The sequence below is a fragment of the Paenibacillus alginolyticus DSM 5050 = NBRC 15375 genome (assembly GCF_000422905.1).
In the GTDB taxonomy this organism is placed as follows: Bacteria; Bacillota; Bacilli; order Paenibacillales; family NBRC-103111; genus Paenibacillus_E; species Paenibacillus_E alginolyticus.
The window spans coordinates 25,764-42,663 of record NZ_AUGY01000052.1; the positions used below are offsets into that span (position 1 = coordinate 25,764).

Below are 16,900 nucleotides of genomic sequence, written 5' to 3' on the forward strand. Positions count from 1 at the left end.
TCCGGGGAAATACGATTTCTTTCGTCAAGATCTGCTTTTTAACTATCGGATCTAACTCATTAGAGTTAGGTCCTTTGGTAATTTTACGTATAAAACTACTTTAAATCTCTTTTAAAATATGGTAAGATGTAAACGTTCTCAATGTAAGCGTTATCATTTTTAAAGGGGGATTACAAAATGAATGTAGCGCTCGAAATCGAAACAAGGAACACCTATGAAGACTTCGCACTTGAGAAGGATATCATGTACTTCCGTGTCGGAGAACATGGGCTCGTCTCTTTCCATGGGAAAAACTATCACATCAAAAAACGCATGAACACCGAGCAAATTCAAGAAATTACTGCAAATAGCTCCTTCTTCAAAGTCAACACGGATTGCTATGTGAACACAAAGAAAATTCTACAGATTCAGGATGGCAAAGTGTTTTTCGAAATTAAAGGTGCTGATTCCAAATTTGCTTCGATTACGAAGCTTCGCCAATTCCGACTGAAAGAAATCGTGCAGCAGCACAAAGCGGAAGCAGCCGCAGGTGAAACAGCAAAATAACGAAACCTGATCTTAAGGCACAGTGTTGTATCAAACTACAGCGGCCACGAGGTTATATAGGGAAAAGAGCTAACGAGAATCCTCGCTAGCTCCTTTTTGGTCGAATCCTATGAAATTTTTGCGAGTGTTTCTTGTTGATGCTCACGGATAAGAAAGCGTATGTAGTCGACTGTTGTATCTTTCACCTTTTTGGCTTCTTCCAAAGTCGCGAAGCTGTACTCAGCATGATCTGTGCTTTCGTACTTCTTCAGCTCTTCATAGTTCATTCCAAGTGTGGAGAAGTTATAAACCAGTTCGTAGGGTGTCTTCATATCCACATTTTTCACGAAAATATCTTTGGAAAAGAATGAGCCTTGTTTCTCCACTTTAAAAATCACACGAAACGGCTTGTCTTTATCCGACACAAAGCACTTGATAACAACGTCGATTTCCATCGTTTTATAATCCACAGCGTTCGTAGGTTCCTGCTTTGGTGTATGCATCCATTTTTTCAAAAAAACCAGCACAAGATTCCCTCCCCAATAACGACATGAATATAACTCATATTGTAGCGGATACACCAACAATTGACAATCCAAAAAATGGTTATTTTTGCAATTAAAAATAACATTTCCTCTCATTTATGAGGCAGTTCCTATCTCACCAAGCGATTTCTTAGAGGATTTCTTCCTATAATTCCAAATAATAATCAGACAAAGCACACCAGTTAACACACCGCAACAGACGAAAGCCCCATTCGCACCATATCGATCTGCGACAAATCCAGCAAAAATGCTTCCTATCGGCGTGGAACCCGCAAATACAAGTGAATACACACTCATTACACGCGCGCGATACTCCTCTTTGGCATGTATCTGAAGGGAAGAATTACTGTTCGTTGCAAATATGATGTTGAAAAATCCGGTAACAGCCAGCAATCCACCGCAGACCCAAACGGAAGTGCTTAGTCCATTTAAGACCAAACAAACCGCCACTACTAAACTAGCTACAATGCTTAATTTAAGCATTGGGCCTTGCTTGCTGCGGAATGACATCGTAAGAGCCCCCGCGAAAGAACCCACACCCAGACATGACATTAACGTGCCATACGTCGTCTCTCCCATGTGCAGCACACTTTTTGTAAAAACCGGAATGAGTACATTAAAGTTAAAAGCAAGCGTGCCGATCACCGTTACGAGAAGCACAGTCTGTGCTAGCAAAGGATCTCTTGCAATGTAGACAATGCCATCTTTAATTTCCTTCATTATGCCGTCGCGTGAGTTCTTCTTCCGAACATAGGGCGCTGCTTGAATATGAAACAATCCATACAGAACAGCCAGAAAGCTAACTCCATTCAGCAAGAAGCACCAACCGGCACCCAGCCAAGCCATCATCACTGCACCAATCGCAGGACCAACGATTCTTGCCATGTTAAATGTCGTTGAATTGAGGGCTATGGCGTTCATCAGATCTTCTTTTCCCACGATTTCTATATTAAATGACTGTCTCGTTGGCATATCCAGCGTGTTATTTAGCCCAAGCAGCAGCGCTAGCACAATGATATAGCTGTACTTTACCGTATCCGTCAAGACGAGTAATGCCAACGTAAAAGCTAGAATCATCGCGACCGTTTGCGTGACAAGCAGAATGTTCTTCTTGGGAAACTTATCGACGATAATACCTGCAAACAAGGAAAATAAAAGGATTGGGAGGAACTGACATGCCGCGACAATGCCAAGTTTAAGAGGTGAGCCCGTGATCGTCAGAACGAGCCAAGACTGACCAATATTTTGCATCCATGTTCCAATGAGAGATACACATTGACCTAGCCATAGATACCGATAATTACGATGCGTTAATGCATGAAAATGCTTATCGACAAACAGTGAACCTGCAAGCTTCATATTCATGGCTCCACCTGCTCCTCTGCGAAACGGGACGCATTATCTCCCATTTTCTCCAAAATCGTCAAAGCCAGTTGTTTCTCCTCATCCGATAAACCAAACGTTAGACGCTCTCGCCAATCCGTCAGCACCTTGCGCACATCCCCCTTAATCAGCAGCGCCTTCTCAGTCAGATGAACTTCGTTGCATCTCTTATCTTTTTTACTGACCGTGCGGGTTATGTAGCCTTGCTCTTCTAGCTTTTTAAGCGCTTTAGCTGTCGTACCTTTATCAATCTTCAAATAATCCGCCAACTCTTCTTGCGTGAGTCCATCTTCTTTATACAGCGCGTTGATGAAAATATGCTGCCCTCTGCCGATGTCATATTTCTTCAAATGCTCACCAATATACATCTGCCCATAACGGTAAATGAGTGAGACCCACCTTGGTATCGAATTCCTGTTTTCGATCATAAACATGTCTCCTCTGTTTGAGCAAAATTGTAAAGAACTTCCGTATCGTTGCACTTGCTACTGTTTTATCATACGACCGATTAGTTGCATGTGCAACTAATTTTTGAGGGTGATTTTTAAAAACATTTACAATCAATAACCAACACCTAACGTCCTAGATCCACACCCAGCACCTACAGCCACACTAGCATCAACATTAACATCAACTTCAACATCAACATCAACATCAACTTCAACATCAACATCGACACCGACACCAACACCGACACCAACACCGACACCAACATCAACATCAACATCAACATCAACATCAACATCAACATCAACATCAACTTCAACTTCAACATCAACATCAGCACCAACACCAACACCAACACCAATACCAGCACCAACACCGACACCGACACTGACACCAACACCCTATTTTACCAAGGCTGCTTACCAAATTTGCGGCTGTATAAGTGAGTTTTAGTTTGAGGAGGCGTTTTCGAGGTTTTAAGCATGTTTTTCATCGCTAACGAGACGTGAGTTCATTTTTTCGTGCGTTTAACGATGAAAAACATCGAATCAGCATTCACTTTGGTCAAAATACGTACAAACGCCAACTTTAAGGATGTTTTTCATCACTATGAGGGCAAAATTGGTCTTCTACTTCACTATAGCGATGAAAATCATCGTTACAGTGAGGTAGGGAAGTCCTAATCCTGGCCGTTCAGCAATCTCAGAGCTGTCGGGCTGTAGTGAGACATGAAGGATGCCTAAATAGGCTCGGAATACGAGCCTATTTCTGATTTTGACTAAGTTAAGCTCCTTTTCCGAGCCTAATTCTTTGCAATAGCCGTGGTAAGCAGGAACTGATAGGCAGAGAAGTCGATTTCCGAGCTTATCGTCCGCGAGGACCCTAGTAAGGGAATTGCCCCCTGCCTAGAAAGTAATAAAAGAGCGAACACCCTAACAGCTTACGCTGCATAGGTACTCGCTCTTTGTGTCCTAAAGAAACTTGATGCAAACCGGCCGCGATACCGCTGCGGTTTGCCCTGTTTCACGCAGCTTTCCAGTTTCCGCATCGATGCGGAATACCGTAATGCTGTTCGAGTCCTGATTCGCCGCGAGGAGGAACTCCCCTTGCGGCGACAGGGCAAAGTTCCGCGGCGTCCGCCCGAGCGTCGCCTGCCAACCCACGACCGACAGCGTGCCGCTTTGTCGGTCTACTTCATAAACCGCGATACTATCGTGTCCGCGGTTGGATGCATACACATAGCGGCCATCCTCGGAGAGGTGGATGTCCGCGCATGTGCTCTCGCCGCTGAAGCCTTCCGGCAGCGTCGAAATGCTCTGGACCGCGGTCAGAACTCCCGCGTCTGCCTCATACCCCAGCACGGTAACCGTGCTGTCCAGCTCATTGATCGCGTACACGTACCGACTGTCCGCGCTATAAACCAAATGCCGCGGGCCTGCGCCCGGCTTCATTGCCGCATCGCCATGCGGCAAAAGCAAGCCGCTCTCCGCGTCAATGCGGCTAACCACCAGCCGATCAAGGCCCAGATCGGCTGAAATCGCAAATTGATTGTTCGGTGACGGAACAATCGAGTGCGCATGCGGAGCCTCTTGGCGATCCGCACGTGGCCCCAATGGGCCTTCGTGCTTCACTAGCTGCGCATGCTCACCAAGCCGCCCGTCCGCTTCAACCGAATAAACGGTCACACTGCCGCTTGAGTAATTCGCTACATACACCATTCGGTTAGTCTGGTCCAAGCTGATATAACAAGGAGCAGCTCCATCCGTAGGCTGCTGATTCAACTTCTCCAGCCTCCCGGTGCCGGCTTCTATCGCATAAGCTGCCGCTGATCCTCCGAAACGGCCATTATACGTTTCGGTCTCGCTCACTGCATACAACATCGTCCGTGCATCATTTAGCGCAAGGAAGGAAGCATTTGGCAAATCGGAATATGATTCCACCAGCCTCATTTCTCCGCTCAATGGATTGAACGCATACAATGAAATCCCATAGGCATGACGCTCATCTGTATAGGAACCCACATAAACATACAATTCTTTCTGTTCTCCTACTGACATTGACAACTAGCCTCCACGATAGCGATTTCTGCTATAAACAGTGTCACTTCTACTCTCACATTTCCCTACTTAATCTCATAATCCTGCTTTCTTGACCTAACGACTTGCCCGCAACTTACGCCACACCGCAGTGACAACCATAGCCATCACCGCCCCATACAGAGCAAGCTCCATATCGTGGTGCGTATCCCAAGGATCACCTTGTGTTCCGAGGAACAAAATTCCAATCTCAGGAGCCACAAGCAGCGCCACCCACATTTCAATAAGCTCATAAAAAGCCCCCATTGCCAAAACGATGACACAAGTAATCACATAAAGCCATTTACTGCTTAGCCGCGTCCATGCGCTCATCGCTTCCCGAATCGGATAGGCTAGGAGCAATCCAAAACTGAAATGTACCAAACGGTCGTAATTATCACGTTGCGAGTGAAAAATGAACTTCAACCAAACATCCACCCAATTCTCATTGTACGAATAATGAGCCCCAAACGTATGCAGTACCAGGAACAAAGCAATCCATGCATAAGACAGATTTGTAAAGGAAAAAAACTTATACATACTTACAAGTCCAATTAGCGCTGCCCATATCAGCAGATTTTCCAGAACCCAGTCATACCTGCTGTAAGGCTCCACCGCCAGCCAAATCCATATTCCTACATACATAACGATCATCATTTGTAACAACCAGTTTTTCGTGAATGGAATAGTCTGCATGGTTAGTCCCCCTTGTTATTACCAATAAACTCAGGTTACCTCGCCACTATCTTTTCCAAAAGTACTAAATTCAACTAGTACCTTCTTAAGACGTATTGAACAAGTCATACTTCACTTCAGAAAAGTTATGAATCATTTGCTCCTCCGCTGTTAAATTTCCAGTCCTTTTATCAATTACTTTGCGCCAAATCTCATTTTCACGATAGTTCCGGCCATCTTTCTCAAGAAAACGGTGGTTTCTCTCCTCGATATGATAGGCATTCGGTAAAAGCGCGTCACAATGTACGGAGCCTTTCAAATGCTCATCCGTCAGCCACAGCCGGAACTGGAAAGTATGCTGGGTAGGATTATAAATGCGCAGGTCTATATAATTATAAAATACACTCGCTCCGCTCCCAAAAGGCAGCACCCGGTGATCATCCGGAAATGGATCAAAGCTATGGTGATGCCGCTCCACGACTTGAAGCGGGGTATGCAAAGCCATCCAAAACAGTAAATTGCCCAACTGGCATATCCCGCCTCCGACACCTCTTTTCACACCACCTTGCGATAACAGCAGGCCTTCAATGTAGCCTTTAGCCGACGTTGTTTTCCCAACTAATTTCCAGAAGGAAAAGGTTTCACCCGGTCGAATCACAATGCCGTCCATACGTCCAACGCTGATCCGTAGATTTGTAATTTTGTTTTCTTGTAAGATAGGATCGGAAGAGCCGAGCTTTCTTCGCAGTAAGGATTGGTGCTTTTTGCAAGTATAAGGAAGTGAATGGACAACTCTATGCTTAGCATAGGTAATCGATGGATTCAAATTCAGGAAGTGCCGTTTCAGTCTCAACTGGGCAATTCGCAAGCGATAAAGCACGGGAAACAAGCTTAGTAACTTTTGCTTCATCCCATTCACCTTCCTTTTTCAGCCAAAAATAGGTTCATCATCCAAGTTAATAAATCACTAATTAAGATGTTCCATCCATCGATTTGGTTCAATGAATTTTGGCATAATTTCCTAAGGACAAAGCTCGTAAAGGAGCGGCGTTACCTCACTACCCTCATATACATGCAAAATATGGTTCTTATATGCCTTCATATCTGATAACGTCGCGATCAAGAAAGCGTGGGCAGCTTCTGTACCTATCCCAGTTCCAGTCTCCACCCTTGTCTCTTCCTCTGTCTCCGCTCGAACCTCCCCATCCCTCACCTGTTCCAAAGTACCATAAGCAAACCGTCCCCAAGGCGCAGCATCCACTCCAACATGCGGATCAATCCATGAACGAATCTGAAGTCCATGAAACCAAGCCATCTTCAAGGTCTGCTCGGCAAAAGCCCCCGTTCCATAAAGATGAACGGCACATAATCCATCCTCTTTTACCCTTTGGATCGTCTCAAACAGCATCACCTGGCTGCCGAACCCATCTTGATGCCGCAAATAGAATGTATATAAATAATAAGGAATTCGTCTAGTCACAAGGCCCTGCGGCCAATTCGCATTCAAAATCGACGGCCCATAGTTACAGATATTCAAAAATGCTTCCGGCCCTTGCTCGAACCATTCTTCGGCCACATCTTCACAAATCGGTGCAATGTACTCGGTACAGAAATTGTCCTGATGCGTCAAATCACCCAATAATCTTGCTTCCTCGGGCCTCGGCATATCGAGAACACGGTGCAGCGGCTTGCTCCATTCTACTGGCTGTAAGGATGCGCGCTGCAATTGCCCCTCTTTTTGCTGCAGCAGATAGGCATAATAACCTTGGAACGCCAAAGCACCTTCTTGACATGCCCGTTTCATCGCGTATTCTTCGTCCGAACGTTTCAGCTCTGCTGTAATCGGTCTGATTTGACCGAGCTCATCAGCAGCATAACGCAGCGTCGAACCGAAATCGCCCATCATAAGCTCCTCCAAAAAGGCTGGCGTCCTTGCGATACGCTTCCCCTCTTCAGTTCCTCCGCTACCCGAGCGCAGCATACTCCGAATATCCATCCCACGCATGCTCAGTTCATCCAGCCGATTAGCGCCAACAGCAAGCAAATGCAGCATCTGCTGCCTATGTCCAGCTAAGCTTACGATTTTTTCCAGCGACTTCTGAATGGTTCCATGAAAGCCAATATCGACCGTAACCAACCGTTCAGGCGAACCAAATTCTTGCTTCAAATAACTTACAAAAAGCTGCCTATGCCGCTGCACAGACGCCAAAATTTTAGTTTGTATTGGTGCACTTCGAAGAAAGACCCCAATTTGATCATAGACTGAGCTTCCATTTTCACCTAGTATATACTTGCAATTCTCAATTCTTTCCTCCCAAAATGCTTCAAAATGAACGCCTTCCTCGCTGATATCGAGTACCTCGAAAAGCTCGCCTAATTTCAATCCGTGAATACCTAGCAGTAACGCTAACTCATTATCACCGAAGCTCTCCAATCCTGCCAAAAAAGTAGCTTGTCTGGAAACATAGATCGGCTTGATCTGGAGGTCAACACCTCGAATACGCGCAGCATTTTCAAGCATCGGAGCTAACAAATAAGCTTCTCTCATCAAAGGATGAACAGTCCGGATGCCCTCAGCTATGCATTGATCAATGACCCACTCACACAGGGCTTGCAAGAACGGTCCTATTACACTGCTGCCCATCTTATAAAAAAAACGGTCCAGCTCGCCCATTCCAACCGTCATATCCGTGGCTTCAGCTAACTTCCGCAGGGATTTCCATTCAGGCAATACATGTCCATGTCTAACATATTCCCAGTGATGCAGGCTCTCGAAATGTTCTGGAACGACATTGTAGTGTATGCTCCTTATCCCTTCTTTAGAGGCTCCTTCCACATCTGCGGCTATATTGTCGCCAATATGTACAATCGCGTGACTCGCGATCTGTGGGTAAAGTTCCTTCAACCGGGCAAATAAATGTCCCGATGACTTACCTTCATGCTCCTCTGAGGAAACAAGCAGCATATCCACTCTTATTAAGTCTAGCCCAGCCGAAGTAAGAATCGAGCGCAGCTGATCCGAGGATAAATACATATCCGATAACAGGGCTACCGGAATCTGCTTGCTTTTACAAGCAGCTATCAATGACGCCACATGCGGGTTCACATAGCAAACTTCCGCCTCGGTCTCGACTTCGATCTGAGCCATCTTGTCCCTTTTACAGCTTCCATCCGGCATCTCCGCATAAATGAGTTCCAAAGTGACCTCTCCAAAGCCCGTTACGGCAGCTTGGCGAACACGTGCCGTGTTCTCAGCACGAATCCGCATCTCTTTGAAAGCAGCTGACGTTATCGATGCCTTCAGGCAGCCAATACGGTGTGCTTTCTCCGCAACAAGAACAAAAACGTCAGAGGGATTCGCACAGGTACGAAATAATAGCGTGTCGAAAATATCCAGACTAAGCAGCGCAACGGCATCCATTTCGCCAACCAATGCGCTTAAATAGCGGTCTTTTTTCCATAAATGAAGATCAGATGAGCTTATACTTGTATGCGGTATCTCCAGCATTAGGAACCTCCTTAGAGTTTTCGAAGAAAACTGGCTTCGTAAGCATTATCTTTATTTAGCACTTATATTTGAGAAGTACACCGAAATTGAGGTAAGCTTACATTACCATAAACCGGAGGTGCGCTTTTTCATGTCCTATCAGCCATTAGTGTCCATCATTATCCCTACATATAATCGCCGAATTGAACTCGCTGAGCTCGCAGAATCATTATATCGCCAAACGTATAAAAACCTGCAAATTATCATTGTTAACGATTGCGGCCCCTCCGTCGATTTCATTCAGGAATTATACCCGGAACTGGCTATTCAGATCGTCAATATGCCGCAAAACTTGAAGCACGTTCATGCGCGAAACCGCGGATTGCAAGAGGTGAAAGGCGATTTCATCATGCTCTGTGATGACGATGATTTGCTGCTTCCGATCCATATCGAGCGTATGCTGCAAGAAATTGAAGGTTATGATCTCGTCTACCCAGACGTAGAAATTTTCGATTATGTCTATGAAAATAACGCCCGTTCCATCACAGATCGGTTCGTTTTTGCTTATGAATTCGATGTGACTGCAATGCGCAGGTTTTCCACCTTTTTCTCTTCCGGCTGCATATTTCGACCCGAGGTTATCGACGCGTTGGGTGCTTTTGACACGGACGTATTTCATTATTGGGACTGGGATTTCTTCTTACGGGCAGCTGAACAATTCCGCGTGAAACGTGCGCCAATTGCCAGCGTGCTCTATGCATTTTCGCAGCAAGGCAGCAGCAACATGTCGGGTCAATTAGACAATATGCGCCCCTTTTTGGACATGCTCTCCGCAAAGCATCAACTCGGTGAATTGCCTACGAAAAACTTCTTCCTCCTGCTCGAAGAACCGGAAGTGAAAGCGCGCCAAGCTGTAACCGAACTCATCTGGGACGGGAAACCGATTCGTTCCCGCCTATCCAAATAAGGTTTTGGCATAAAAGCTTCGAAACTCGCTTGGCGTCATTCCTTCATGTTCTTGAAACCGCTGGTTGAAATAACTCGCGCTGGCATAACCAGATTCAATAGCAATGTCTTTGATCGGCCAGTCCTCCTTTTCAATTAAACGCTGCTTCGCAAATTGAATACGGCAAAGAGTAATGAAGGAGAGCGGTGTCATCGACATGGCTTTACGAAACAATTTACAGAAATAGTATGTGCTTACGCCTGTGAGCTCCGCCCATTCTTCCAAGATGAACGGTTCACAGGCTTTTTGCTGCATCAAGGGAAGTAAGGCGAGAATGCGATCCACGGATTCCATCCCGCGATTTCCAGTTAAAGGCGCCGCATAGCTCATGAATTCGCACAATATCTTATACGTCAGTACCGAAAGATTCGTTGTCCGAAGAATGTTATTCGTCTCTGCCTCCAGCAGCAGCTCGTGAAACGCTTCTTCTAGCTCATTCCATCGTTTTAACGTCCACAAGGTACGAAGAAATCCTCGTTCCAACATAAACTCCTTTAGATGATTTCCATAAAAATGAACCCATCGGACATCCCAAGGATCGCCCTTGGAGCTGTAGTATTTTTGTTCTTGGTACGGAAAATACAGAAAAGCATCTCCTTTTTGAATGGGATACTGTTCCCCGTCAATTTCGACATACCCCTTTCCTGAAACGATAAAATGCAAGCTAAAAGTCTCGCACAACCTTTCCGGCCGATAGACAGAATGATTGGGGAACTCACGATACCAGCCAACAGATTCTGGAAAAATGAAATGAGAAGATTGCTGCAATCTTGGCAGCATGACATGTCTTTGCATCTTTACGCCTCCTCTTCTAATGACAATATTCCGATATTCGGTGCAATATATTATCATATTCATTTTAAATAACTCGTTTTATAATAACAATATACCGTTATCAATTATTTTACAAAAGGAGAAGTGCTGAAATGACAAAGCTTCGTTGGGGTATTTTAGGTTGCGCTAATATTGCCATTAGGGCTTGTATTCCTGGTATCCAGCAGTCTCAAACTGGAATTGTAAGCGCTATTGCAAGCCGCAATTTGCAGAAGTCACAGGAAACTGCGGCTAAGCTAGAAATTCCTAAGGCTTACGGCAGTTATGAAGAATTGATCGAGGATCCAGAGATTGATGCCATATACATACCGCTGCCGAACCATCTGCACAAAGAGTGGACGATTCGTGCTGCCCAGGCCGGCAAGCATGTACTTTCCGAGAAGCCAGCTTCTCTAACGGCTGATGATGTTCGAGAAATGGTCACGGCATGTGAACAAGCAGGGGTGCTGTTTGCCGAAGCTTTCATGTATAGACACCACCCGCGGTACGAGCGGATCAAAGCGATTATGGACTCCGGTGAAATCGGTGATATTCGTGGAATTCATGGGACGTTCACCTTCTGTAATCCGGGTGATAGTAAAAATGTTCGCTTCGTACGTGAATGGGGCGGCGGCGCAGTCTATGACGTAGGCTGTTATCCATTGAGCGCAGCTAGAATGCTGTTAGGCAGAGAACCAGAAGCTGTAACTACCCATGCTTTCTTCTCACCTGAGCATGACGACGTCGATATGATGATGTCCGGCTTAGTTGAATTTAGCGGCAATGTCGCGCTAACCTTCGACTGCGGGATGTGGGCGGCTTTCAGAAATACGGTTGAAGTTCTAGGCACGCTGGGACGCATTGAAATCCCTTCGGCTTTTGTAACGCCAACTAAAGAATCTGGTCACTTTAAAGTATTTGTTGGAAATGATCAACGTGAAGAAGAGGTTCCGTTCCTGAACCAATATTCCCTGCAAGCGGACGATATGGCCTATGCGGCTTGGGGTGAGAAAGCACCTCGCTTCCCCGCGAGTGATGCGATTAGCAACATGAAAGTCATTGATGCGTGTCTGAAGTCAGCTAGAGAGCGCTCACGAATTGTGATTAATCCATAATACTTCATAAAAAAGAAAGCAGGGATGATTTCATATGAAGCACATTCAGATTAAAGGATTAGATAAACCCGTATCTAAACTGATCATGGGATCGGACTTTTTTAGACTGGACAATCGTCAAGAAGTCAGTGATATCCTTGGACATTATCTATCTATCGGTGGAAATACGATTGACACAGCCTTCATCTATTGCGGCGGCCAGAGTGAGCAAGCGCTTGGGATTTGGCTCGATGAAATGGGCAATCGCGATGACATCAATATCTTTACCAAGGGCGCACATCATGATGCTAGCGGTCCCAGAGTGAATGCGGAAGCGATTCGCAGTGACCTGTTCACTAGTCTCGAGAGACTGCGCACGGACTATATTGACCTCTATGCGCTTCATCGCGATGACCCGGCAACACCGGTTGGCGTTATCCTCGAAGCGCTGAATGAACATGTGGAAGCTGGAAGAATTCGCGCCTTTGGCGGGTCCAACTGGACACATGAACGTTTGCAAGAAGCAGCAGATTATGCCGAGCAGCATGGTCTAATTGGCTTCAGCTTCAGCAGCCCTAACCTTAGTCTCGCCAAAGCGAACGAGCCATTCTGGGCCGGCTGCGTCTCAACCGATGAGCGGGCGCTGCGCTGGCACGAAGCCAAGCAGTTCCCGCTGCTGTCCTGGTCTTCGCAGGCGCGCGGATTTTTCACTGGACGGTTCACGCCGGAGAACCGTGATAACGCGGACCTCGTCCGTGTCTTCTACAGCGACGAGAACTGGACGCGGCTGCGCCGCGCCGAACAACTGGCGCAGGAAAAAGGCGTCAGCGCGATCCAAATCGCGCTCGCCTATGTGCTGAGCCAGCCGTTCCCGGCATGCGCGCTCATTGGCCCGCGCAGCGAAGCCGAAATGCTCTCATGCCGTGACGGCGCGCAGCTTGTGCTGACTCCGCAGGAACTGGCATGGCTGGATCTGACCGCAGCGACTGTGTAGCTGCTGTGCATCCTTTGCGGCACCTCTTGTGTGCCGCATGAAGCCCCCCCGGCCGATATTGGGCCGGGGGGCTTTTTGTGTTGTGTCTATGTACCCATATAATGGATATCAGCCGCTCTCTCCTCCAGACTCTCAAACTACTCACTTTCCACTACCGCCTACCCACTTCCAGCTACTTTAAAGCTATAAAACATCGCTACCGCAGCAAATTTCGCACTCCCACCCACTTTAGCGATGTAAATCATCGCTAAAGTAACACATGATAACAACAACTACTCAGATAAGAGCCTCTAGAGACTCCTATTTTTGCTTTTCTGTCACTTTCCACGGATGCACTCCGCGCCTCCAATCTTCGACACCATCCGATGGACGGCTTATCCATTCAATGATAAGATAGAAGTAAGCGTTATCTACAGGGAAGAATAAGGATTTGCTTTTAGGAGGTACCATGGGAAAGACAGACATTCGCCGCGATGCGATTATGCAAGCCATTAAAGATAAAGGCTCCATTGCCTTGACCGATATCGTCAAGCAGTTCGCCGTATCGGAAGCAACGGCTAGACGGGATCTTGAGATACTCGAACAAGAGAAGCGCTGCATCCGTACCTTTGGAGGCGCTGTGCTTGAAAGCTTGAAGGTCGAAGTCCCATTTTTCAACAAAATGGACCTCTACACGGATGAGAAGAAAGAAATCGCCGACAAAGCGCTGCGCTATATTGAAGATGGCGATATCATCGGTTTAACCGGCGGTACGACGACGACTTTTATTGCTAAAAAGCTCAACCAATTCAAGAATCTTACCGTGATCACGAATGCGGTTAATATCGCCTATGAGCTGATCGGAACACCAGGATTGCAGCTTATCCTTACTGGCGGCGTGATTCGTACCCAAACCTTCGAACTGTCGGGACCACTCGCCAATGCAACGTTAGAAAATCTGAGCATTCGCAAAACTTTCATGGGTGTGGACGGCGTTTCCTTATCCCGCGGCATGATGATTTATAATGAGCTGGAAGCCGAGACCAATCGACGCATGATGAAGCAGTCCATGGAAACTTACCTCGTTGCCGATCATTCCAAGTTCAGCCGGAGCTCCTTATTTGTGATAGGTGAAGTCCAAGAAACCATCGGGATTATCAGCGATTCATCCATAACTCCGGAAATGAAGGCAGCCTTTAAAGATGCTGGCGCACCATTTTTGTGAGAAAAAAATAAAACTCGATGTCACTGGTCTTAACCACCAGTAGTGTCGAGTTTTTTCTATCTCCCTATTCACGTATTACACTGTTGCTCGTAGCTTTCTTTTAATTCTGTTTGCCATAACCTCAAGTATGATAGCAAAAATTAAAATGAAATAGGTAATTCCTCCAACTTCTCTCAAATCATAATAAAATCCGCTCGCCATAAACATATCAAAACCGATCCCGCCAGCGCCAGCGGCTGCCCCCATGGCAACTGCAACAGCAAAGTTAATTTCAAAACGCATGAAGGTCCAAGAGATGATATACGTTATACAGGAAGGGATTACGGCTTGGAAAACAATCTGCCACCAATTCGCGCCGCTTGCTCTAAGGGCTTCTATAACACCATGATCCAACTCTTCGAAAGATTCCGAATAGGCCTTAACTAAATAACTTACGGAATGAAAGGTCATGCCGATGACGGCTGCGACACTTCCGAGACCTGCTGCTACGGCAAAAATCAGTACCCATAACACCGTTGGAACGGCTCTAATGATAGCAACTAACCCTTTGATGATCATCGAGACGCCATTCGAGGATAAGTTCCGTGCAGCCAGCAGCCCAAGAAACAAGGCAATCACTGCACCAAACAGTGTCGTTAGAAAAGCTAACCCAAGCGTAACAAATACTTGCTTTAGACCATCGACAAAAGTGAAATGCTGGAAATGAGGTTCCAGAAACATCGTTTTAACCGTAACGGCCGCTGCTTGAATACCTTCGAATAGACTGACCCCTTTGTAATCGAAGCTGCTGAAACCATAAAAGGTCAGTACGACTAATGTGACTAGGGTGATTTGTATAAAGAATGTAGCCAAATTAAAGGGCTTGGCCTTTATAGGTTGGTTATGAATCTGCTTAACTTGTTTCTCAGTTGCATCATATAAAGCTCTAACTGATTCATCCCATTCCATTTACAAGATCACCCTCCTCACATAATTGGAAACATATTCAATGACAAGTATGGTGAGCACAATGACGATAACGATCAAACTAGCAGCGCTATAATTCAAGCTTTTATAATATAAGCTAAACAAGAATCCGATTCCCGTCCCTGTCAGAATTCCTATTAGTGTGGCATGACGAATGTTCGTTTCTACCATAAATAAGATCCAACTCAAGAGCTGAGGCATACTTGCAGGTATAACAGACTGGCAAATAATCGAGAGATAGCCAGCTCCTGTAGCCTTTAATGCTTCAACGGAACTTGAACTCACTTCATCGATCGATTCCATAAAAGCTCTAGTCAGAAAACCAAAGGATCCAAAAAACAGAGCGAAATATCCAGTCAAGACGCTTTGACCAAAGGATAAAAGCAATATCATCGACCATGCCGCTACATCAATGTTGCGGAATAAGGTGGCGATACCTCTGCTAAAATAGCCGAATATCCCGTTAACACCTGTTGTATTGGAGCCTAGAATTGCGGCTAAAAGGGCAAACACGGCAGCGACAGTTGTAGCAGCGATAGATATTAATACGGTTTCAACCAGCTTGTCTAAAATGTCCGGCAATCTTTTCATCGCTTTTTCATTTGGATAAAATTAGAAATCGCCCAGTCTATCGCCTTCGGTATGGAAGTAAATCCTTTCACAACGTTATATTTCGTTATAATAATGGCAACCAAAGTTAACACAAGCAGCAGAACACCATACATCATAGAGTTTCTTCTTTTTACGGCAAAGAAATTACCCTGCATGTTGTCCTCCTAGCTCACTCAGGTTGTGTGCCACCTCGGAACCATAAATGCTTTGGAGTTCGTCTGCCTGGATTCCCTCTGGCACACCATCGTATACAACTCTTCCCTTATTGACGCCTATAATTCGGTCCGAGTATTTCAAAGCAACGTCTACTTGATGCAAATTGACGACAACGGTTATTCCCATGGAGGTCGAAATGTTCTTCAGATGATCCATAATCACCTTAGATGCATTCGGATCCAAAGAAGCGATCGGCTCGTCACACAGCAGCATTCTAGGGGCTTGGATCAAAGCTCTGGCAATCCCTACCCGCTGCTTCTGACCACCGCTTAGTTGATCGCATCTTTTATAAATCTGCTCTTCCAAACCTAGGATCTGCAAGATATTGAACGCCTGACGTTTTTCTTCATCGGTGTACAAACCTAAGGCGCCAGCCAAGGTAGACTTGTAACCAAGTCGGCCATGAAGGACGTTTTCGATGACGCTCAACCGATTGACCAAATTGTAATGTTGAAAAATCATCCCGATCCTGGTACGTAATCGCTTCAACTCTTTTTTCTTAAATGCCGAAACATTAGCGCCATCAAAAACAATCTCTCCGCTGCTAGCATCAATCATCCGGTTGATACAACGAAGGAGCGTTGATTTCCCCAGAATTATTGTTTGGCTACTTGGTCAGCTTTCCAGAGGGCAAATGGGCTATAGTGGTTACCAATGTTGTATTTTCTGCAACAATTCACAGGCCAAAAGGCTATTTTGTAAGTTGATGTTGCAGTTTGTACAACATTTTTAGCTCATTTGATGCGAAATCGCCCGTATTGGGACTAAATTGTTGTACATTATGCAACAACGAAGGGTTAAAGTCGGGATCTTGACAGCAATTGTTGCACTTTTTACAACATCATTCCACCGCGAAGA

15 protein-coding genes and 2 pseudogenes are annotated in these 16,900 nt (G+C 45.8%); 5 read left to right on the forward strand and 12 right to left on the reverse strand.

Annotated features, from left to right (window positions below):
* The first annotated feature begins 177 nt into the window (after nt 1-177).
* On the forward strand, nt 178-546 hold the full coding sequence (locus G519_RS0122305) for a LytTR family transcriptional regulator DNA-binding domain-containing protein (RefSeq protein ID WP_029196594.1): 369 nt from the start codon (nt 178-180) through the stop codon (nt 544-546).
* 107 nt (nt 547-653) lie between these two features.
* On the opposite strand, the gene G519_RS0122310 is transcribed toward G519_RS0122305, so the two are convergent.
* The 8 genes from G519_RS0122310 to G519_RS0122345 all read right to left on the reverse strand — a co-directional run bounded on the left by G519_RS0122310 (nt 654) and on the right by G519_RS0122345 (nt 9,158).
* Complete coding sequence (locus tag G519_RS0122310; protein ID WP_029196595.1) at nt 654-1,052, reverse strand: hypothetical protein; 399 nt, start codon at nt 1,050-1,052, stop codon at nt 654-656.
* Between the two features lie 114 nt (nt 1,053-1,166).
* Entirely contained in the window at nt 1,167-2,435 is a 1,269-nt protein-coding gene (locus tag G519_RS0122315) for an MFS transporter (protein ID WP_036633599.1), read from the reverse strand.
* Nucleotides 2,432-2,881, reverse strand: coding sequence for a MarR family winged helix-turn-helix transcriptional regulator (locus G519_RS0122320; protein WP_029196597.1), 450 nt, complete (start codon nt 2,879-2,881; stop codon nt 2,432-2,434). Before G519_RS0122320 ends, G519_RS0122315 begins: the two co-directional genes overlap by 4 nt.
* Before the next feature lie 173 nt (nt 2,882-3,054).
* Entirely contained in the window at nt 3,055-3,288 is a 234-nt protein-coding gene (locus tag G519_RS51665) for a hypothetical protein (RefSeq protein WP_154669600.1), read from the reverse strand.
* Between the two features lie 583 nt (nt 3,289-3,871).
* Entirely contained in the window at nt 3,872-4,957 is a 1,086-nt protein-coding gene (locus G519_RS0122330; protein ID WP_029196598.1) for a lactonase family protein, read from the reverse strand.
* 96 nt (nt 4,958-5,053) lie between these two features.
* Nucleotides 5,054-5,671 (reverse strand): DUF2238 domain-containing protein, encoded by a 618-nt coding sequence (locus G519_RS44030; RefSeq protein WP_051253587.1) that lies wholly within the window; start codon nt 5,669-5,671, stop codon nt 5,054-5,056.
* 85 nt (nt 5,672-5,756) lie between these two features.
* Nucleotides 5,757-6,560, reverse strand: a complete 804-nt coding sequence (locus G519_RS0122340; RefSeq protein WP_029196599.1) for a VanW family protein — start codon at nt 6,558-6,560, stop codon at nt 5,757-5,759.
* Between the two features lie 111 nt (nt 6,561-6,671).
* Nucleotides 6,672-9,158: an HAD family hydrolase gene (locus G519_RS0122345; protein WP_029196600.1), complete on the reverse strand. Its 2,487-nt coding sequence runs from the start codon at nt 9,156-9,158 to the stop codon at nt 6,672-6,674.
* A gap of 130 nt (nt 9,159-9,288) precedes the next feature.
* Here G519_RS0122345 and G519_RS0122350 point away from each other — a divergent pair, with 130 nt between their 5' ends.
* Nucleotides 9,289-10,104 (forward strand): glycosyltransferase family 2 protein, encoded by an 816-nt coding sequence (locus G519_RS0122350; protein WP_029196601.1) that lies wholly within the window; start codon nt 9,289-9,291, stop codon nt 10,102-10,104.
* On the opposite strand, the gene G519_RS0122355 is transcribed toward G519_RS0122350, so the two are convergent.
* On the reverse strand, nt 10,093-10,938 hold the full coding sequence (locus tag G519_RS0122355; RefSeq protein WP_029196602.1) for a helix-turn-helix transcriptional regulator: 846 nt from the start codon (nt 10,936-10,938) through the stop codon (nt 10,093-10,095). The genes G519_RS0122350 and G519_RS0122355 overlap by 12 nt on opposite strands.
* Nucleotides 10,939-11,069: 131 nt before the next feature.
* Between G519_RS0122355 and G519_RS0122360 the strand changes: the two genes are divergently transcribed.
* The 3 genes from G519_RS0122360 to G519_RS0122370 all read left to right on the forward strand — a co-directional run bounded on the left by G519_RS0122360 (nt 11,070) and on the right by G519_RS0122370 (nt 14,248).
* Nucleotides 11,070-12,071 carry a Gfo/Idh/MocA family protein gene (locus G519_RS0122360; protein ID WP_029196603.1) on the forward strand — a complete coding sequence of 334 codons (1,002 nt, stop codon included), beginning with the start codon at nt 11,070-11,072 and terminating at the stop codon, nt 12,069-12,071.
* A gap of 34 nt (nt 12,072-12,105) precedes the next feature.
* A complete protein-coding gene (locus G519_RS0122365) occupies nt 12,106-13,044 on the forward strand; it encodes an aldo/keto reductase (RefSeq protein WP_029196604.1) in 939 nt (312 codons plus the stop codon).
* Nucleotides 13,045-13,492: 448 nt separating this feature from the next.
* Nucleotides 13,493-14,248 carry a DeoR/GlpR family DNA-binding transcription regulator gene (locus G519_RS0122370; RefSeq protein WP_036633602.1) on the forward strand — a complete coding sequence of 252 codons (756 nt, stop codon included), beginning with the start codon at nt 13,493-13,495 and terminating at the stop codon, nt 14,246-14,248.
* Nucleotides 14,249-14,323: 75 nt separating this feature from the next.
* On the opposite strand, the gene G519_RS0122375 is transcribed toward G519_RS0122370, so the two are convergent.
* From G519_RS0122375 to phnC, 3 genes and pseudogenes are all read right to left on the reverse strand, one after another.
* The gene (locus tag G519_RS0122375; RefSeq protein ID WP_029196606.1) at nt 14,324-15,196 is read right to left on the reverse strand and encodes a PhnE/PtxC family ABC transporter permease; all 873 of its coding nucleotides are present in this window, start codon (nt 15,194-15,196) and stop codon (nt 14,324-14,326) included.
* Nucleotides 15,197-15,981, reverse strand: a pseudogene (locus G519_RS44035) (PhnE/PtxC family ABC transporter permease). It lies immediately after the preceding gene.
* Nucleotides 15,971-16,633: pseudogene (phnC, locus tag G519_RS44040) on the reverse strand (phosphonate ABC transporter ATP-binding protein); the annotation flags it as partial. The pseudogenes phnC and G519_RS44035, both read right to left, overlap by 11 nt.
* Nucleotides 16,634-16,900: the final 267 nt, after the last annotated feature.